Raw genomic sequence first — 19,766 nt, 5'->3', positions numbered from 1 at the left:
GCGCAGAAGCGGGGAAGTGAGTCGTTGAGCGTATCGGTGTTTTCGAGTGGGATTTTGGCTGTCGCTGCTGCAGGGATGCAGCAGTCGGAGCCTCCTTTAACGCCGTCGACTGCGCCGGTTGCCGCGCAACAAGCGCCCGAACCCGCGATCGTTCCCGATGCGGAATTCACCAAGGCGCTGCCGCCTTTGTCGAACGACATCAACGCTCCGCTCGAGCCGATGCTGCCCGTCGCCCAAGCGCCGGCCGAGACAGCCGCGCCGGAGCTCGCGCAACCCTTGCCTTCGCTCCAGGGCTTCGATTCGACTCCGCTGGTCGATGCGACCTTCAAGGACACGAAGTCGCCGGACATTCGCTACGATACCGAAGTTCGCGGTCTCGATGCGGTGAAACTGAAGGGCCAGTTCAACGGGCTTTCGGCGCTCCGTGGTGGCAAGGGCAAGGCCGCCAATGCGACCGTCGTTTCGGCGCGCGCGCGTGAGGACGAGGCGCTGGCGGTGCGGTTGATGAAGTCGCTCGGCTATTACGACGGCACCGCGGTTTCGACGCTCGAGCCGATCCCGGGCGATCCGACGAAGCTGCGCGCGATCGTCTCGGCGACGCCGGGCAAGCAGTACAAGCTCGGCACGATCACCGTAAAGGCTGAACCCACCACGCCGCCGGGGCTGATCGAAAGCCAGCTCCCGCTCAAGGTCGGCGATGCGATCGAAGCCGATCGCGTCCAGGGCGCCGAAGCCAATGTCGCGCTGATCCTGCCGCAGCGCGGATACCCGTTCACCAAGGTCGGCCAGCGCGACATCCTGCTCGACGATATGACCGGGACGGGCGACTATACACTGCCGGTCGATACCGGGCCGCGCTCGTCGTTCGGGACCTTCACCACCGAGGGACGGCTCGCCTTCGGCGCCGAGCATGTCAGCGTGCTGACGCGCTTCAAGCCTGGGCAGCTCTATGACAACCGCCTGACCGACGATCTGCGCGCCGCGCTCGTCGCGACCGGACTGTTCTCGACTGTCTCGGTCGAGCCGGTGCGGACCGGAAACATCAACCCCGACGGGACCGAGCAGGTCAATCTGCTGGTCAAGCAGGAGCGCGGCAAGCAGCGCTCGCTCGCGGTCAGCGGTGGCTACAGCACGGGGCAGGGCGTCCGGCTCGAAGGGTCGTACACTGATCGCAACCGCTTCGCGCCCGAAGGCGCGCTGATCTTCACCGCAGTCGGCGGCACGCAGGAGCAAGGCGCGAGCGCGACCTTCCGCCGGTCCAACGCCGGCAAGCGCGACAAGACCGTGACGTTCACCGCATCGGCCAACCGGACGAGCTATGACGCGTACAATGCGTTGACCGCGACGCTGTCGGGCAAGGTATCGTACGATTCGACGCCGCTCTGGCAGAAGAAGTTCACCTACGCCTATGGCTTCGAATTGGTCGGGACCAACGAGAGCGTCTATGATTTCGGCCTCGGCGCGCGCAAGCGCGGGACCTATTTCATCGCAGCCTTGCCCGGCCAGGTGTTGTTCGACCGCTCGGACAGTCTGCTCAACCCGACCAAGGGCTATCGCCTCAAGCTGAGCCTCAGCCCCGAGACCTCGGTCCGCGGCGCGGTGCGGCCGTACGCCCGCACGCTGATCGAAGCGAGCGGCTATTATCCGATCGGCGACAGCATCGTCCTCGCCGGACGGCTCCGCGCGGGCTCGATCGCGGGTACCGGGCGGGACGAGCTCGCGCCGTCGCGGCGCTATTATGGCGGCGGTGGCGGCTCGGTGCGCGGCTACGGCTATCAGCGGCTCGGTCCGCTCGATCCGCAGGGCAACCCCGTCGGCGGGCGCTCGCTCAACGAGTTCGCGCTCGAGGCACGCTATCGCTTCGGCAATTACGGGATCGTGCCGTTCTTCGACGGCGGCAACGCCTATGAAGGCCCGATCCCCAAGGGGACCGATCTGCGCTATGGTGCGGGCATCGGCGGGCGCTTCTACACCAATTTCGGGCCGCTGCGCGTCGACGTCGCCACCCCGCTCAACCCGCGTAAGGGCGACGGCAAGGTCGCGCTCTACATTTCGATCGGACAAGCCTTTTGATGGCCGAGGAAGAGGTCGTCGTCGTGCGCCGTCCGCTGTGGCAGCGTATCGTAAAGTGGGTGGCGATCACGCTGGTCGGGCTGGTCGTGCTCGTCGGGCTGTTCGTGCTCGGCCTCAACACCGCGCCCGGGCGACGTGTGATCGCCAATTACCTCGGCGGCTACACCACCGCATCGGGGCTCAACATCAAGGTCGGGCGGATCGACGGATCGCTCTACGGCGCGATGGTGCTGACCGATGTGCGCGTGAGCGACCAGAAGGGCGTGTTCCTGGCGTCCCCGCGGATCGCGGTCGATTGGCGGCCGTTTGCCTATGCGCAGAACCATATCGACGTGCGCTCGGCGCAGGCGGCGTTGGTGACGATGACGCGCTCGCCCGCGTTCAAGCCGACGCCGACCGACCCCAACGCGCCGATCCTGCCCGATCTCGATATCGATATCGGTCGGCTGACGGTCGATCGCATGATCCTCGCCAAGCCGGTGACGGGCGAGGCGCATATCCTCAAGATCGACGCCGCGACGCACATCGCCGACAAGCGCGCACAGGTGACCGCCAATGTTGCGGCGCTGACGGGTGCTGGCATCGCTGGCGGCGATCGTCTGGTGCTGAAGCTCGATGCGGTGCCCGATCAGGACAAGCTCGACCTCGATGCGCGGCTGACCGCGCCGGCCAACGGCGTCGTTGCGCGAATGGGTGGCCTGAAGGCGCCGCTCGACTTTACCATCGGCGGCAAGGGCAGCTGGAAGGCATGGTCTGGCAAGGCGACGGGCACGCTCGGCGGCGCCCAACTCGCCGACCTGTCGCTCGAGGCGCATAGCGGCACGTTCAAGGTGCGCGGCACGACCAACCCCGGACTCTATCCAGGCGGCGCGCCCAAGGACAAGGCGACCCCGGTCAACCCGATCGCGCGGCTGACTGCGCCGGTCTTGCAAGTCGCGCTCGACGCGACACTCGACCAGCGCAAAGTCAATCTGACGACGACGCTGCGGTCGGACGCGCTTGCGCTCGACGCCAAGGGCCTGCTCGATCTCGCGCAGAGCAGCTTCGGGCAATTCGCCGTCAACGCCAAGCTGCTGACCCCCGGCGCGATCGCGCCCAACCTCAATGGGCGTGATGTCGCGGCGCGCGTCGTGCTCGACGGCAAGTTCGCTACGCCGACGGTCAATTACGTCATCACCGCCGGCGTGCTCGGCTTTGGCGAGACGCGGGTCGAGCAGCTGTATGCTTCTGGCCTTGCGCGCGTGAATGCCGATCACATCGTCGTTCCGGTCGCAGCGCGCGCCGCGCGTGTGACAGGGTTGAACGCGGCGGCGGGCGGGCTGCTCGACAACGTCGCGATCAACGGCGACTTCGCGATGGCCAAGGGCAAGGTGCTGTCGGACAATCTGCGGATCCGCTCGCGCAAGATCGATGCGACCGCCGTGGTAGTCGCAGATCTTGCGACAGGCCTGTATCGCGGCGCGCTCAACGGCCGCGTCAACGATTACAAGGTCGATGGTGTCGGCATCCTCTCGCTACGCACCGACGCCAAGCTGGTGACGGTCGCAAGCGGTGGCTTCGGCATTACCGCGCATGTCGCGGCCAAGACGTCGCAGATCTTCAACGAAGGCGCGCGCAGCTTTCTCGGCGGGAATGCCGCGGTCACCGCCGATGTCGGTTATGATCCCAACGGCATCATCACCTTCCGCAACCTGCGGCTGAATGCGCCGCAATTCCGCGTCCTGCGAGGGCAGGGGCGGTATGATCCGAAGGGGCCGCTGCTCGTCGATGCCGACGCGTATTCGAACCAATACGGTCCACTCACCGCGCGCGTGACGGGCACGGCGACCAAGCCTGTCGTGCTGCTCCGCGCCGCGCGGCCGGGCGTCGGCGTCGGTCTGGTCAATCTTGAGGCGCAGATACGCGGCAACGGCGCATCGTACGCGGTGCTGGCGAAGGGCGGGACCAATTACGGGCCGTTCACCGCCGATGTCCTTGTAACGCCGTCACCACGGCTGACCGCCGACATCCATAACGCCCGCTTCGCCGGCGTCGACTTCAAGGGCCGGGTCGAGCAGCTTGCCGCCGGGCCGTTCGGCGGGCGGATCACCTTTGCCGGATCGGGCATTAGCGGCGCTGCCCTGCTCGGCGCGCAAGGCAAGGTCCAGCGCGTCGATGTCGCCGCGCGCGCCAGCAACGCCAAGATCCCGGGGGCGACCGACTTCACGATCGGCCGCGCGATCATCAATGCGCAGGCCGTGTTCTATCCGAACGCGCCGCAAATCGTCGCCGACGCGCAGGTCGCCGATCTGCGCTACGGCGCCGCTGTGCTGTCGGCAGCGCGCGCGAAGATCAATTACGTCAACGGCAGCGGCACCGCGCAAGTGCTCGCGACGGGTTCGAACGGTGTGCCGTTCCGCGTTGCTGCCAACGCGCGCTTGAGCCCCAAGCTGTGGCTCGTCGCGACGCAGGGCCAAGCCAACGGTATCGCCTTCAAGACCGGCAATGTCGCGCGGATCGAGATCGATCGCGGCACGTATCGCTTGCAACCGACGCGAATCGATTTCGGCGCCGGCGCGAACAGCGCGGGTGGCAGCGCGCGGATCGCAGGCGAATACGGCAAGGGGCTCTCCGCCAAGCTGCGGCTCGACTCGCTCGACGTGTCGGTTGCCAACGCGCTTGTTCCCGATCTTGGCTTGGGCGGCACCGCGACGGGGTCGCTCGATTACACCCAGCCGCAAGGCGCTTCGGTCCCGCAGATCGCTGGCCGGTTCCGCATCAGGAACTTCACACGGTCGAGCCTGGCGAGCGTTTCGCAGCCGGTCGACGTGATCGCACAGGTCGGGCTGACCAATGCTGGCGGCGACGCGCGTGCGCTCATCCAGCGTGGCGGCGCTACGGTCGGTCGGCTGGTCGCGACCTTGCAGCCATTGGGCGGCGGCAGCAGCTGGACGCAGCGCTTGCTCGCCGCGCCTCTGTCGGGCGGGATCCGCTATAACGGTCCGTCGAGCGTGCTGTTCTCGCTCGCTGGTCTGGCCAAGCAGCAAGTGTCGGGGCCGATCGCGGTTGCTGCCGATTTCGGCGGGCGCGTCGATGCCCCGCAACTGACCGGCTTGGTTCGCGCCGATGCGCTGACCTATGACAACGAAGTCTACGGCACGCGTCTCACGCAAATGAAGATCGCCGGTCGTTTCACCAACGATCGTTTCGACCTGACGCAATTGTCGGCGCGCGCTGGCGAGGGCAGTGTGCAGGCGCAGGGCTCGGTTGGCTTCTCGTCGGCGGCGGGCTTCCCGATCGATATCAAGGCGACGCTCAACAACGCGCGGCTTGCCAGCAGCGACGCGCTTGGCGCGACCGCGACCGGCACCGTCTCGGTCAGCAACAGCAAGGCCAAGGGTGGCTTGATCACCGGGGACATCCGTATCCCCAATGCGCGTTACGAGATCATCCGCCAGGGCCAGGCCGAAGTCGCCGAACTGACGGGAGTCCGCCGCAAGAGCGATATGGTGAAGGCCGCCACGCAACCCGCCGCCGAGGCTCCGATCGGCTTGTTCAAGCTCGACATCCGCGTGCGCGCGCAGAATCAGTTGTTCGTGTCCGGCATGGGGCTCGAGTCCGAGTGGGAGGCCGATATGCGCGTGGCCGGAACCTCGGCCGCGCCGCAGATCCTCGGTCGGCTGCAGATCGTGCGCGGGACCTATTCGTTCGCTGGCAAGCGGTTCGACGTGACCAAGGGCGATGTTCGCTTCGCCGGCGGAGCGCTGGTCGATCCCGAGATCAACATCAGCGCGACGACGACGACCAACGACATCACCGTCGTGATCGACATCACCGGCACCGGCCAGAAGCCGCAGATCGCCTTCAATTCGACCCCGGCGCTGCCGCAGGACGAAGTGCTAAGCCGACTGTTGTTCGGCAGTTCGGTGACCAATCTGTCGGCGATCCAGGCGATCCAGCTGGCATCCGCGCTCAACTCGCTGCGCGGATCGGGCGGCGGGCTCAATCCGCTCGGCAAGTTGCGCAGCGTCGCCGGGATCGATCGACTGCGGATCCTCGGGGCCGACTCGGCAACGGGGCAGAGCACTTCGCTCGCCGCCGGAAAGTACATCACCAAGAACATCTACGTCGAAGTGATTACCGACGCGCGCGGCTTCACTGCGACTCAGATCGAGGTGTCGCTGACCAAGGCGCTCAGCGTGCTGTCACAGGCCGGGTCGTTCGGCGGGTCGAACGCAACGGTGCGCTACAAGCGCGACTTCTGACGGGGTGGAGCCGCCGATCGGCGGTTCCGCTTTCGCTTCGTGTAAAAATCGAATATCCGGTATCCCGGAGAGTGACGATGCGCACAGAACATTTCGACGTCGTGGTGGTTGGGGCCGGGCTTTCGGGGATCGGAGCGGGGTATCACCTGCAGACGCTGTGTCCCGACCGCAGCTATGTAATCCTTGAGGGAAGGGCGACGCTTGGCGGGACGTGGGACCTGTTCCGCTATCCTGGCATCCGTTCCGATTCGGACATGTACACGCTCGGCTACGCGTTCAAGCCGTGGACCGAGGCGAAAGCCATCGCCGATGGTCCATCGATTTTGCAGTATGTCGGAGACACGGCACGCGACTATGGCATCGATCAGCACATCCGCTTCGGGCATCACGTTCAGACGGCAAGCTGGTCGACATCGGACGCCCGGTGGACGGTGCGCGCCGACGGTCCCGAAGGGCCAGCCAGCTTCACCTGCAATTTCCTTTTCATGTGCAGCGGCTATTACAATTACGCACGCGGCCATACGCCCGACTGGGCGGGAACAGAGCAGTTTGCGGGGCGGATCGTGCACCCGCAATTCTGGCCCGCCGATCTCGATTATGCCGGCAAGGAAGTCGTCGTCATCGGCAGCGGCGCCACTGCGGTGACGCTCGTGCCTGCCATGGCGCAGACCGCCGCGCATGTGACGATGCTGCAGCGCTCCCCGACCTATGTCGTGTCGCGTCCGGCCGAGGATGCGACGGCGAACTGGCTGCGCCGGAAACTGCCGGCGATGCTCGCCTACCGGCTGGTGCGGTGGCGCAACGTGCTGCTGGGCATGGCGTTCTTCAACTTGGCGCGCAAACGGCCGTCCAAGACCAAGGAACGGCTGATCAACATGGTGCGCGACCAGCTCGGTCCCGATTACGATGTCGCGAAGCACTTTACGCCGAGCTACAATCCCTGGGACCAGCGGCTGTGTCTCGTTCCCGATGCGGATTTGTTCGATGCGTTGAAGACGGGCAAGGCTTCGGTCGTCACCGACACGATCGCCCATTTCACGCCTGACGGCATCACGCTCGCCTCCGGCGCGGAAGTGCCAGCCGACATCGTGGTGACCGCGACCGGCCTCGAACTGCAATTGCTCAGCGACGTCGCTTTCAGTGTCGACGGCGAGGCGGTCGATTTGGCCGACACCTATAACTACAAGGGCATGATGTATTCGGGCGTGCCGAACATGGCGTCGTCCTTTGGCTATACCAATGCGTCGTGGACGCTGAAGGCCGACCTGACCTGCGGGTATGTCTGTCGCTTGCTCAACACGATGAAGACGCGCGGCCTTCGCCAGGCGACGCCAACGCTCGAAGGTGCGCTGCCCGAACCCAAGCCGTTCCTCGACTTCACTTCGGGCTATGTCACGCGGGCAATGGCGCGGTTCCCCAAGCAGGGCGACAAGTCGCCGTGGCGACTGCATCAGAACTATGCGCGAGACTTGCTGACGTTGCGCTTCGGCTCGGTCGACGATGCGATGGTGTTTTCAAACCCCGCGTCGACCAAGCGCACCGACAAAATCGCCGCCTGACGTCGGAACCACGGTCGATCGTCCGTGTTTTTGCGTAACGAAAGATTGCTCTTGCCCTGTTCGTTCGAACGAATTAACGGCGCCGGGTGCTTCAGCAACGCCTCCTCGAAATTGCGATCGCAGAATTCGCCAGCAAGGGCCTGGAAGGTGCGAGCACGCGTAGCATCGCCGCGAAGGCGGGGACGGCCATGTCGTCGATCACATACCATTTCGGTGGCAAGGAAGGCCTCTACCTTGCCGCCGCGGATTATATCGCCGCGCAGATCGGCACCGACTTCGAGGCAACGCTTTCGATCGATGAGGTGCCCGCGGGGCTGACCCCCGATCAGGCGCGCGCCTTGCTGCATGGCATGATCCGGCGCTTCATCGATACGATGACGGGGCCGAAGAGCGCGATGTATTCGCTGTTCATCATGCGCGAGCAGATGGAGCCGACCGAAGCCTTCGAGCGCATCTATGGCGGATTGATGGGGCGGATGCTCGCCATGCTGGTCGAGTTGATCTGCATCGCGACCGCGCGCCGCGACGCCACCGTCGCGCAAGTCACCGCGATCACGCTGATGGGCCAGGTGATCGTGCTCCGCGGCTCGCGCGCGACGGTCCTCAAATTGCTGCAACGCCGCGACATCGACTCGGCGGCGATCGCGCTGCTCGCAGCCCGGATCGCGGCCAATACCGACGCCATTCTCGACCAACTGATTGCCGAACGACAGGAACTTCCATGAGCGAAGACCAGAGCACCGCCCGAAAGTCCGACGACGCCGAAGATCGCAAGCCCACGAATGGGCAAGGCGATGAAGACGGTGCGTCGGCCCATGCGCAAAAGGGCGATACCAAGGACGATGCGGGCGACAGCGATGCGTCGCAGGATGATGATTCGTCCGATGACAAGACGAAGAAGCCGTCGATCTTCACCAAACCGCTGTTCTGGATCATTCTCGTGATTGTCGTCGCGGTCATCGCGATCGGCGGCACGTTCTATTATTTCGACGCGCGCCAGTATGAGACGACCGACGATGCGTTCGTCGATGCGCATATCGTGCGCATTTCGCCCAAGGTCGCCGGCACGCTCAAGTCGGTTGCCGATATCGACAACCGGCACGTCGAGGCGGGTCGCCTGCTCGCGGTAATCGAGCCGTCGGGCCCCGAGGCGCAGGTCGCCGAAGCCGACGCCAACGTGAAGCAGGCGCAGGCGCAATACGAGCAAGCGCGCGCGCAAGTCACCGCAGCGCAGGCGAGCCGCGATCAGGCGGCAGCACAGGCGCGTAGCCCGCTCGCCACCGCGGCCAAGGCGCAACAGGATCTCGCCCGCTATCAGGCGCTGGTGCGGCTCGATCCGAATGCCGTCGCAGCGCAGCAGCTCGACGCCGCGCGCGCAACCGCACGATCGACCGCAGCCGATGCCGCCGCCGCGCGCCAACAAATCGACAGCGCCGCCGCCAACATCACCGTCGCACGCCGCCAGGTCGCCGCTGCGCAAGCCGTGATCGAAGCGCGCCGCGCGTCGGTCCAGCAAGCCAAGGTCACGCTGGGCGACAACCGCCTCGTCGCACCGGTGTCGGGTCAGGTCGTCAACCGCTCGGTCAATGTCGGTTCCTATGTCGGGCCGGGCACGCAGCTGATGGCGATCGTCCCCGACCACATCTGGGTCACCGCCAATTTCAAGGAAACCCAGCTGCAGTTGATGACGATCGGCCGACCGGTCGAGATCAAGGTCGACGCCTATCCCGACGTCAAGTTCAAGGGGCATGTCGATTCGATCCAGCGCGGCGCCGGCCAGGCTTTCGCGCTCCTGCCGCCGCAGAACGCCACGGGCAATTACGTGAAGGTCGTCCAGCGCGTACCCGTGCGGATCGAGTTCGATCTGAAGAACGGTCCCGATCCGCGCAAATATCCGCTGGGGCCGGGCATGTCGGTCGTCCCGACGGTCAAGGTCCGCTAAGATGGCCGCCGCCCCGGCAAAGACCGGGAAACGTGCGGATGGATGGGATCCGACACGATCGGCGGCGGGCAGCTACAGCCCTTGGCTGATCGTCGCGATCATCTCGATCCCGACCTTCATGGAGGTGCTCGACACCTCGATCGCCAACGTCGCGCTCGATCACATCGCCGGCGGCCTGTCGGTATCCAACGACCAGGCAACGTGGGTGCTGACCAGCTACCTCGTCGCCAATGCGATCATCATCCCGATCAGCGGCTGGCTGTCCGACGTGATCGGGCGGAAACGCTATTTCATGATTTCGATCGGTCTGTTCACCCTGTCGTCGCTGATGTGCGGCCTGGCGCCGAACCTGTCGACGCTCGTCATCGCGCGTGTGCTGCAAGGGATCGGCGGTGGCGGCCTCGCGCCGGTCGAGCAATCGATGCTTGCCGATACCTTTCCGCCCCGACTGCGCGGGATGGCGTTTGCGGCGTTCGCGATCGTGGTGGTGGTGGGGCCAGTGCTCGGGCCAACGCTCGGCGGCTATATCACCGAGAATTCGAGCTGGCATTGGGTGTTCCTGATCAACGTGCCGATCGGCATCGTGTCGCTCTTCCTCGTCAATCTGTTCGTCGACGAGCCGAAGGCGATCAAGGACGATCGCGCCAAGTTGCTCAAGCGCGGCATCCGTGTCGATTATATCGGCATCCTGCTGATTGCGCTCGGTCTCGGCTTCTTCGAGCTGACACTCGATCGCGGCGAGCGCGAGGACTGGTTTTCGAGCGGTCTGATCATCACCACCGCGACGATCTCGGCGCTGTCGTTGATCGCGCTCGCCTTCTGGGAAACCAACCACCCCGAGCCCGTGCTTGACTTGAAATTGCTCAAGAACCGCAATTTCTCGCTAACGCTGCTGGTGATGGGTGTGACCGGCATGATCCTGTTCGGCACGACGCAGCTGATTCCGCAGATGTTGCAGCAGGTGCTGGGCTACACGTCGTTCCAGGCAGGGCTCGCACTGACGTTCGGCGGGGTGGCGACGCTCGTGATGGTGCCGTTCGCCGGTCGGCTGTCGGGCGTCGTCGATGTCCGGCTGCTGCTCTTCCCGGCGCTGCTCGTCCAGGCTTTCGCGCTGTGGAATATGACGCACCTCAATGCCGACATCACGTTCCTCGATGCCGGCGTTGCGCGGCTCTATCAGGCGATGGGGCTGCCGTTCCTGTTCGTCCCGATCAGCGCGGTCGCTTATGTCGGGTTGCCGCAGAACAAGACCGCGCAAGCGTCGAGCATGCTCAACGTCGCGCGCAATCTTGGCGGGTCGATCGGCATCTCGGCGTCGCAGACGCTGCTGGCGTCGGGCTTGCAGCGTCATCAGTCGGAACTGGTCAACGGCCTGAGCCCGCTCAACCCCAATTACAACGAGTGGCTCGCCAAGGCGGGGGGCGCGTTTGGCGGGGTAGGGGATCCGACGACGACGCCGCTCGCGGTGCTCTATCAGACGGTGCAGCGCCAGGCGTCGATGCTGGCGTTCCTCGACGTCTTTCATTCCCTGATGATCGTGGTGCTCTGCATAGCCCCGGTCGTCTTCTTTATGCGCTCCGGCAAGTCCGGTGGCTCCGGTGGAGGCATGGCCCATTGACCCGCTCTCTCGTCACGACTGCGCTGCTGGGCGCGACCTTGCTCGCCGGCTGCACCGTCGGCCCGAACTATCACGCGCCCGAAATGGCGGTGCCGCCCGCGTTCAGCGAGCCGCAAGCCACCGCTCCCGGCGCGACGATCGACCCGGCCCATTGGTGGACCGCGTTCGGCGATCCGACGCTGACCTCGCTCGTCGAGCGCGCGCTGAAGGACAGTCCGAACATCGCGATCGCCGGGTCGCGCGTCCGTCAGGCCCGGCTGCAGGAAATCGCGGCGCACGCGATCGGCAAACCGACGGTCGATGCGACGGGCAATGTGACGCATGTCGAGTTCAGCAAGAACGCTGGCTTCTCATCGCTCGCCAGCCTGTTCTCGGGCGGCGGCGCGGGTGGTTCGGGGAGCTCGGGAGGAATCGCGCTGCCGGGCAGCGGCATCACCACCTATGCCGCAGGCTTCGATGCGAGCTGGGAGATCGATCTGTTCGGCGGCGGGCGGCGTAGCGTCGAGGGCGCTCTGGCGCGCACCGACGCCGCGATCTGGTCGCAACGCGATGCCGCGGTCACGCTCGGTGCTGAAGTGGCGCAGGCCTATTTCGCGATGCGGCTGGATCAAGCGCAGATCGCAGTGGTCGAGGACGAACTCGGGCGACAGCGTCGATCGCTGCAGATCGCCGGGAACGTCGCCAAGGTCGGGCTCTCGCCGCAGATCGACGTGACGCGTCAACAGCAGCAGATCACCACGCTCGAAGCGCGGCTCGAGCCGCTTCGCGCGGATGTGCGCGTCCGGATCCACGCGCTGGGTATCCTGCTCGGCGCGCAACCCGAAAGCCTGACCGCCGAGCTGACCGCGCCGTTACCGCCATTGCAGGCCATGCCCGTCGTGCCGGCAGGGCTGCCATCGGATTTGCTGCGGCGGCGTCCCGATATCCGCATGGCCGAGCGCAATCTCGCGGCGTCGACCGCCGATATCGGTGTCGCGGTGGCCGATCTGTACCCGAAGTTCAAACTCACCGGGATGGCGGAGCTCCTGTCGACGTCGCTCGCCTCGCTGTTCTCGCGCGACAGCATCCAGGCAACGGGGGTCGGCGGCGTGACGTTTCCGCTGCTCGACTGGGGCCGGCGTCGTGCGACGGTCGGCGTCCGCAAGGAGGACCGCGAACAGGCGTATCTCCAATATCAGGCAACGGTGCTTGGCGCGTTACGCGATGTCGAGGATCCGCTCGCGCGGATCGACGCCGAGCGACGGAGCAACGCGGCGCTGCGTCGCGCGGTCGCCGATGCGGAAGCGACCAACCATGCGGTCTATGCGCAATATAGTGCAGGGTTCGTTGCGCAGAACGCGTTGATCGACGCGCAAGTCACCGTGCTCAGCGCGCGCGAGCAACTCGTCGCGAGCGACGCGCAGTTGCGGCAGGATACGGCGGCGTTGTTCAAGGCGATCGGCGGGGGCTGGGAGGAAGCCAAGGCCGGGTGATTGGCAGCGGTGAGCGGGACGCCTAGGATTGGCCGATGGACCTTTCCGACGACCTGCAAACCGCCGCGCTGGCGCATCTCGAAGCGCTGATCGGTTTCGACACCACTTCGCGTGATTCGAATCTTCGGCTGATCGAATATGTCGAGGCGTACCTCGGTGGCCTCGGAGTGGCATCGCGTCGCGTCGCGAATGCCGATGGTTCGAAGGCCAATCTCTACGCAACGGTCGGGCCTGCGGTGCCGGGCGGGGTGGTCCTGTCAGGGCATACCGATGTCGTCCCCGTCGACGGGCAGGCGTGGACGAGCGATCCGTTTACGCTGACACGCAGCGGCGAGCGGCTGTACGGTCGTGGGACATGCGACATGAAGGGCTTTCTCGCGCTGGCTTTGGCGGCGGTCCCGGCCTTTGCGCGCGGCGAAACCGCTCGGCCGCTGCATCTGGCCTTCTCCTATGACGAGGAGGTCGGCTGCCTCGGCGCGCCGTCGATGATCCGCGCACTGGTCGCCGAGCTTCCGGCGCCAATCGCCGTCATCGTCGGCGAGCCGACCGATATGGAGGTCGTGAGCGGCCATAAGGGCATCTCGACCTGGCGCGTGACGGTGACGGGGCACGAGGCGCACTCGAGCCTGACGCACCTCGGAGTCTCGGCCAATATGGTCGCGATTGGGCTCATGGCCCAGTTGCGCCTCCTGGCCAAATCGTTCGAGCGGCATCCCGATCCCGAATCGCTCTATCACCCCCCGCATGCGACCCTCACGATCGGCCTGATGCAGGGTGGGACTGCGGTGAACATCCTGGCGCGCGAGTGCGGCTTCACCTTCGATCTGCGGACGCCGCCGGGGCAAGATCCGGATACGATCATCGCGCCGTTCCTTGCCGCCTGCGCGGAGGAAGATCAGGCGCTCAAAGCGCGGTTTGCCGACGCCGGTGTCGTTGTCGCGCGTCGCTCCGCAACGCCTTCGTTCGCGCCCGAGCCCGGTGGTGCGGCCGAAACGCTGGCGCGGCGCCTGGCTGGAGACAATGGTCCGGCGCGTGTCGTGCCCTATGCAGCCGAGGCCGGGCAATTTCAGGGTGCGGGATTTTCGACGATCATCTGCGGGCCAGGCTCAATCGAGCAGGCACATCAGGCGGATGAGTATCTGGAGGTCGCTCAATTCGAGCGCGGTGCGGCGTTTATGCGGCGGTTGATAGAGGCGTTGCGTTAAACGCAGCGAAAAAATTATTTGTTGGCCGAAGTGAATGCCGGACTGAACTCGAGTGCGTCCGCTAGATCAGAAACGATCATCGGTTACGCCGTTTTATATTGGGCAATCTTAACTTCGAATATGAGATCCAGGAAGAGATGACCCGACACTGCCGATAACTCGCTCCAAAAAGGACCTGATTTCGTTCGTGTCGGGTCGGAACGAGGTTTAGAAGGGGCGAGCGTTTTCGCCGTAGATCATCGCGAGGATAAAACGCAACATTACTTTTCTCCCATACGCATCCAGTTGGATGCAAAACATCCTTAATGCACTGTTAACGATGAATCAATCAGACTTTGCCCGGTCGGCCTCGTTCCGGGTGTGCCTTAACTGTTCTTTCAATGCTGGCGGTTAGCCCAGTGTCATGGCGCGCATCCTGCAACCTCACCTTCCTCCCCGGCGTCCGGCCCGGGGTTCATCGCCACGCGGTGCTGCCGATGGCGCCACTACCGTGGCCAGCGTCGCACCCTCGCGCCGCACCAACGTAAAACGTGGTCTGCAACGCGGCGCGGCGCCTGTCCGGATCGGTGCATGGCAGTTCGTGTGCCTCGTCCAGATCGGAAATTTTGCCGCGCTGCGCCGTCATCTCGGGCCAACCCGCGCCGAAGACCTCGCGCGCGAACTCGAGGCGCGTATTGCGGTGGCGTTGCCCGAGGCGTCGAGCCTGGCGATTGGTCGTGCTACGATCGAAGTGGCGTTTATCGGTGATGGCTTCGGAGCGCTTGAAGCTGCTGTTGCAAAGTTGCGAGAGGCAACGGCGCGACCGTTCGACATCGACACCGAATTGCACGCTTTCGAGATTCTGGTGGGGGCAGCCGGGGCGCCGCGTGGTACGACCGAAGACGTCCGCTTGGTCGAAGAAGCCGAAGGGGCGCTCGACGATACCCATGCCGATCAGGACACCGTCCTGCGCGATCTGTCGGCGGGCACTGCCGCGTTCGATCGGCTGACACTGACGCGCGAGCTGCCGCGTGCCATCGCCGGTGGCGAGATGTTCCTCCAGTATCAGCCCAAGGTGCATGTTCGTAAGCAGGAAATCACCAGCGCCGAGGCACTGGTTCGCTGGCAGCACCCGACTCGCGGATTGATCCTGCCCGGTGACTTCATCACGGTCGCCGAGGAAGCTCGGCAAATTTCCGCACTGACGCTTTGGACGATCGATGAGGTGATCCGCGACCAGCGCGTGCTCGCCGCCGACGGCCATGACCTGACGATCTTCATCAACATTTCCGGCCAGTTGCTCGGCGACAAGCATTTCGTCGAAACGGCATGCGCCGCGGTGCGCGAAGGCGGCGTCAAGATCGGCTTTGAGATCACCGAGACCGCCGTCATTCGCGATCCGGAATGCGCCATCGCCAATCTGCAGATTCTGGCTGATCAAGGCATCGTAATTGCGATCGACGATTATGGGGCGGGGCTTTCGTCGCTCGCCTATCTCAAACAGCTGCCGGCGCGCGAGCTCAAGATCGACAAGATGTTTGTCTTGCAATTGACCAGCAGCAATCGCGATCCTTTGATCGTGCGGTCGACGATCGACCTTGCGCATGCGCTCGACATGGAAGTGACGGCCGAAGGCGTCGAGACCCAAGCGGCGATGGCGCTCCTATCGGTGATGGGGTGCGACATGATCCAGGGATATCTGATCAGCCGCCCGGTCTCGATTGATGCCTTTCGGCGCTTCCTCCACGATTACCGCGAGCGCCCGGCGGAGGATCCGCGCAAGTCGATGTTCCAGCGTTCGGCAGCGTTCTGGAAAAGTGCCTGAACCTTCAAAATTTAGAAGTTAGCGCGCTTTTAACACTTCATATAATATCATACCGATAATGTGGCGGCCCTTCCTACGCGCGATTGCGATTTTGGTAGCGGTGGCGATTGCTGCTGGTTTCGTCGCTCATCAGGCTGGCGCTCGTGATCTTCAATCTACGTCCGCTAGCTTTGAGGCTTTGACAGCAGAAGCTAAATCCAAGATGGTCGTCGCTCCCGCGCAAGCTATCGAACTTGCGAGACGGGCAGAGGCGCTGGCTTCCCGCAAGAGTGGGCGCAACCGAGCGATTGGAGTCGCGACCGCGCTATGGTTGCAGGGCGAAGCCTATCTCCAACTCAATGAAAGCGGCCGAGCGACACCCCTCATCGATCGTGCGATAGCGCTTGTTTCAACTGCAGGGCCTGTCACCAAATTAAATGGTGATTTACTGCTTTCCAAGGGCGGTTTGCAAACATCGACGGCGGATGTGGCAGGTGCCTTATCGTCTTATCAACGAGCTCACCAGATTTTTCACGAAGTTGGCGAGACGCGAAGCCGTTCTATTGCCTTGATTTGTATCGGAATTCTATATCAAGAGGCAAATGACAACCAAACTGCACTGAGGTATTACGGCCAGGCTCTAGACGTATTTGACGGTGACCCGCAGCTACTTTACTCAATCCACAATAATCGTGGTAATGCTTTAAAGGAACTGGGTCGATTCAAGAGTGCTTTGGCCGAGTTCCAGACTACGCTGATTATCACTCGCAGTCTTAAGAGTTCTTTGCTCACCGCTAAAACATTGCGGAACATAGCCCGCGTTGAGCTCCTCGAGGGGCAAGTGCGTGCCGCGGACCAGACGATTGCGCAGGGTGCGGAATTATCGCGTGGTGCGGAAGCGCTCGCCGATCGCAATCAATTCCTGGTGCTCTCCGCTTGGTCCGCTCGATTACGCGACCATTTGACGCTCTCCGAACGATTGATCACGCGCGCCCTCGTCAATGTCGATCCCAAAGCCCCCACGCTCGACGTTCGCGAGGCGCATCAGACCGCTTATGACATCTTCAAACAGGCCGGGAATCAGGCGCAGGCGCTGATCCATCTCGAGGCGCTCAAGGCGCTCGACGACAAGACGTCCGAGCTGGCCGCTTCGGCCAACACCGCGCTCGCCGCCGCGCGGTTCGATTTCGCGAGCCAGGAGCTCAACCTCGAGAAGCTCCGGCGCGCGCAACTGCAGCGCAACATCGACGATGCGAAGCTGCGTGCCCGCACCCAGCAAACGATCTTCGGTGGCGCCGCGGTCGCGACGCTGATCATCATGGCGATGCTCGCTTTCGGCTTGATCACTATCCGCCGCAGCCGCAACGAGGTGCGCGCTGCCAACGTCGACCTTGCCAAGACCAACGCCGCGCTCGCCAAGGCGCTCGCCGCCAAGACCGAATTTCTCGCGACGACCAGCCACGAGATCCGGACGCCGCTCAACGGCATCCTCGGCATGACGCAGGTGATGCTCGCCGACCGGACGCTAACCGATTCGTTGCGGGATCGGATCGGCGTCGTCCACGGTGCGGGCGTCTCGATGCGGGCCCTCGTCGACGACATTCTCGATGTGGCGAAGATGGAAACCGGCAACCTCACGCTCGAAGACGTGCCGTACGATCTCAAGGCTACGCTGCGCGACGTCTCACGGCTGTGGGAGGAGCAAGCGCGTGCGAAGGGCGTGCGCTTCGTGCTCGACCTCGACGGTTGCCCCGATCACGTGGTCGGTGACGCCGCGCGCGTGCGGCAGATCGCCTTCAACCTGTTGTCGAATGCGCTGAAGTTCACCGCGGCGGGTGAAATCCGGCTTGCCGCATCAGCGCGCGATTCGGTTCTGGCGATCGCGGTCACCGACAGCGGGATCGGCATTCCCGCCGACAAGCTCGGCATCATCTTCGAATCGTTCCGACAGGTCGATGCGGGCACGACGCGGCAATTCGGCGGCACGGGTCTTGGCCTTGCCATCTGTCTGAACCTGGCCGAGGCGATGGACGGCGCGATCGGCGTCACGAGCACAGTCGGAAGTGGCTCGACCTTCACGCTCGAACTGCCGTTACGACTGGCTGCAGCCCCCGCGGCGGTCGCGGTGGATCCGGCCGTGGAGGCGACCGCGCTCCTCATTCTCGACCGCAACCCCATTTCGCGAAGCATGTTGCGCGCCGTGCTCGCCGCGCGCGCGGGCGAGATCGTGTTCGCGTCGTCGGTTGACGAAGCGGTCGCCCGGATCGGGGAGGGCGGTGTCGCCCATGTGCTGATCGATGACGGCACGATCACGGCCGAGCCGGATCTCGATGCGGCGCTTGCCATGCTCGGTAGCTGTCCCGTACGGACAACATTGTTGTGGCCTGCACCCGATGAAGCGCACCGTGTCCGTTTTTCCGTCGCAGGGATCAATCAGCTTGTCGCCAAACCGATCGCGGGCGTTGCGCTTGCGGCGGTGTTGTTCGACAGCGCCCCCGATGATAGTCGCACCGTATTCACCCGTGTCACTCAAGCGGCATGAAATAGAGATTCCGTAATGTCGTATGTGTCCTACCCCTTTAATCGCTTGGCAATGGTGTGATGAATATTCTGTTCATCGAAGACGACCCAATGAATCGCCGTGTTGTGAAGGACATGCTCGATGTCGCGGGCGCAACCATGACTGGTGCCGAGAGCGGCGAAGCCGGTCTCGCGCTGATCGACACTCAAGACTTCGTGATCGTGTTGCTCGACCTGCGCATGCCGGGGATGGATGGCTTTGAGACATTGCGCCGCATCCGCGGGCGCGGCGACGCAAAGGCCGATCTGCCGGTCATCGTCCTCACCGCCGATACTGCGGTCGATCTGCGCGAGCGGTGCCTCGCCGAAGGGGCCGACGAAGTGCTGTTCAAGCCCGTCGCGATGGACTCACTGTTCGATGCGATCGGACGGATGCTCGCCAAGGGGATCGGTGACGGGATGATCGGCTGAGCGCGCGCTGCCGGCCGGTCGCCCGAGCACGCCCTCCATCGATGCGGTCGCGCTGCCGCGTCGCGCCGGTTTGGGTTGCGACGGGGCAGGGGACCAGCCGGTAAGATAGACGATATCGAAATGCTCGACGGTCTTGCCGTCGGGCTCCGCGCGCGTCGCGAACAGATCTGCCGCGCGCGCGAGGGTGTCGCGGCGTAACGGGGTGCGGTCGCGCAGGATGTTGGTGCCGCCCATCCCGCGCAGATCGCGGAGCAAGCCACCGATGCCGCGATAGCGCACGCTCAGCGGCTCGATATCGGCAACCGGGAGCGCGAAGCCGGCGCGCATCAGCAAGTCCCCCGCTGATCGCACGTCGATTTGCGGATGGATCCGCGCCGCGGGGCGATCGCCTTCGGCCTCGCGCAGGACCGCGCGCAGCGTCGACAGCGTACCCATCCCGCAAAACGCCGCGAGGAACAGCCCATCGGGCCGCAGCGCACGCCGCGCGAGCGTCAAAGCACCCGGCAGATCGTTGACGCTGTCGAGCACCCCCACCGAGACGACCAGGTCGAACGCGCCGGCGGCAAAGGGGAGCCGGTCCTCGTCCGCCTGTATGCCGCCTGCGCGCGCCGCGAACGCCGCGCCCGCGTCGCAGCGCGTCACGGTTGCGCCTTCGGGGCCTTGCAGCGCGCCGTCGAAGCAGCCGATATCGAGCATGTCGGTGAAGCGGTGCGTCACGCTCGCCAATCGCTCGGTGATCCCGTCGAGCATCGCCGTGCGCAGGAAATCGAACGCGGCAAAGCCGGGAGCGGCGCGGTCGCGGCGAAGGCGGCGCGCATCGCGGTCGAAGATATCGGGGACACTCATTGCCGCGCTTGTGCCGCTGGCGAGGCCGCGCGA

12 protein-coding genes are annotated in these 19,766 nt (G+C 64.5%); 11 read left to right on the top strand and 1 reads right to left on the bottom strand.

Annotation, left to right across the window (positions count from 1 at the left end):
- Positions 1 to 75: 75 nt before the first annotated feature.
- The 11 genes from ABIB28_RS02355 to ABIB28_RS02305 all read left to right on the top strand — a co-directional run bounded on the left by ABIB28_RS02355 (position 76) and on the right by ABIB28_RS02305 (position 18,887).
- A complete protein-coding gene (locus ABIB28_RS02355; RefSeq protein WP_354286078.1) occupies positions 76 to 2,073 on the top strand; it encodes a BamA/TamA family outer membrane protein in 1,998 nt (665 codons plus the stop codon).
- Positions 2,073 to 6,317 (top strand): translocation/assembly module TamB domain-containing protein, encoded by a 4,245-nt coding sequence (locus ABIB28_RS02350; protein ID WP_354286076.1) that lies wholly within the window; start codon positions 2,073 to 2,075, stop codon positions 6,315 to 6,317. The genes ABIB28_RS02355 and ABIB28_RS02350 overlap by 1 nt, the downstream gene beginning before the upstream one ends.
- A gap of 77 nt (positions 6,318 to 6,394) precedes the next feature.
- Complete coding sequence (locus ABIB28_RS02345; protein ID WP_354286074.1) at positions 6,395 to 7,876, top strand: flavin-containing monooxygenase; 1,482 nt, start codon at positions 6,395 to 6,397, stop codon at positions 7,874 to 7,876.
- 86 nt (positions 7,877 to 7,962) lie between these two features.
- Positions 7,963 to 8,601, top strand: a complete 639-nt coding sequence (locus ABIB28_RS02340) for a CerR family C-terminal domain-containing protein (protein WP_189674949.1) — start codon at positions 7,963 to 7,965, stop codon at positions 8,599 to 8,601.
- The gene (locus ABIB28_RS02335) at positions 8,598 to 9,818 is read left to right on the top strand and encodes an HlyD family secretion protein (RefSeq protein ID WP_354286072.1); all 1,221 of its coding nucleotides are present in this window, start codon (positions 8,598 to 8,600) and stop codon (positions 9,816 to 9,818) included. Before ABIB28_RS02340 ends, ABIB28_RS02335 begins: the two co-directional genes overlap by 4 nt.
- Position 9,819: 1 nt before the next feature.
- Entirely contained in the window at positions 9,820 to 11,436 is a 1,617-nt protein-coding gene (locus ABIB28_RS02330; RefSeq protein ID WP_189674947.1) for a DHA2 family efflux MFS transporter permease subunit, read from the top strand.
- On the top strand, positions 11,433 to 12,908 hold the full coding sequence (locus ABIB28_RS02325) for an efflux transporter outer membrane subunit (RefSeq protein WP_354286070.1): 1,476 nt from the start codon (positions 11,433 to 11,435) through the stop codon (positions 12,906 to 12,908). Before ABIB28_RS02330 ends, ABIB28_RS02325 begins: the two co-directional genes overlap by 4 nt.
- A 35-nt stretch (positions 12,909 to 12,943) precedes the next feature.
- Positions 12,944 to 14,113 carry an acetylornithine deacetylase gene (argE, locus tag ABIB28_RS02320; RefSeq protein WP_354286068.1) on the top strand — a complete coding sequence of 390 codons (1,170 nt, stop codon included), beginning with the start codon at positions 12,944 to 12,946 and terminating at the stop codon, positions 14,111 to 14,113.
- Between the two features lie 403 nt (positions 14,114 to 14,516).
- Positions 14,517 to 15,917, top strand: coding sequence for an EAL domain-containing protein (locus ABIB28_RS02315; RefSeq protein WP_354286066.1), 1,401 nt, complete (start codon positions 14,517 to 14,519; stop codon positions 15,915 to 15,917).
- Between the two features lie 100 nt (positions 15,918 to 16,017).
- On the top strand, positions 16,018 to 18,438 hold the full coding sequence (locus ABIB28_RS02310; protein ID WP_354286064.1) for an ATP-binding protein: 2,421 nt from the start codon (positions 16,018 to 16,020) through the stop codon (positions 18,436 to 18,438).
- A 59-nt stretch (positions 18,439 to 18,497) separates the two neighbouring features.
- Entirely contained in the window at positions 18,498 to 18,887 is a 390-nt protein-coding gene (locus ABIB28_RS02305) for a response regulator (RefSeq protein ID WP_133188797.1), read from the top strand.
- Here ABIB28_RS02305 and ABIB28_RS02300 read toward each other — a convergent pair.
- Positions 18,825 to 19,733: a methyltransferase domain-containing protein gene (locus tag ABIB28_RS02300; RefSeq protein ID WP_354286062.1), complete on the bottom strand. Its 909-nt coding sequence runs from the start codon at positions 19,731 to 19,733 to the stop codon at positions 18,825 to 18,827. The two genes, ABIB28_RS02305 and ABIB28_RS02300, sit on opposite strands and share 63 nt — an antisense overlap.
- Positions 19,734 to 19,766: the final 33 nt, after the last annotated feature.

Origin of the sequence: Sphingomonas sp. UYEF23 (assembly GCF_040546165.1) — a bacterium.
Classification (GTDB): Bacteria; Pseudomonadota; Alphaproteobacteria; order Sphingomonadales; family Sphingomonadaceae; genus Sphingomonas; species Sphingomonas glacialis.
This window is presented reverse-complemented; position numbering and strand designations above follow the sequence as displayed.

Excerpts from the sequence above, each read along its gene's own strand:
- ABIB28_RS02355 (WP_354286078.1), top strand. The coding sequence starts at position 76 with ATGCAGCAGTCGGAGCCTCCTTTAACGCCGTCGACTGCGCCGGTTGCC.
- ABIB28_RS02350 (WP_354286076.1), top strand. The coding sequence starts at position 2,073 with ATGGCCGAGGAAGAGGTCGTCGTCGTGCGCCGTCCGCTGTGGCAGCGT.
- ABIB28_RS02345 (WP_354286074.1), top strand. The coding sequence starts at position 6,395 with ATGCGCACAGAACATTTCGACGTCGTGGTGGTTGGGGCCGGGCTTTCG.
- ABIB28_RS02335 (WP_354286072.1), top strand. The coding sequence starts at position 8,598 with ATGAGCGAAGACCAGAGCACCGCCCGAAAGTCCGACGACGCCGAAGAT.
- ABIB28_RS02330 (WP_189674947.1), top strand. The coding sequence starts at position 9,820 with ATGGCCGCCGCCCCGGCAAAGACCGGGAAACGTGCGGATGGATGGGAT.
- argE (WP_354286068.1), top strand. The coding sequence starts at position 12,944 with ATGGACCTTTCCGACGACCTGCAAACCGCCGCGCTGGCGCATCTCGAA.
- ABIB28_RS02315 (WP_354286066.1), top strand. The coding sequence starts at position 14,517 with ATGGCGCGCATCCTGCAACCTCACCTTCCTCCCCGGCGTCCGGCCCGG.
- ABIB28_RS02305 (WP_133188797.1), top strand. The coding sequence starts at position 18,498 with ATGAATATTCTGTTCATCGAAGACGACCCAATGAATCGCCGTGTTGTG.
- ABIB28_RS02300 (WP_354286062.1), bottom strand. The coding sequence starts at position 19,733 with ATGAGTGTCCCCGATATCTTCGACCGCGATGCGCGCCGCCTTCGCCGC.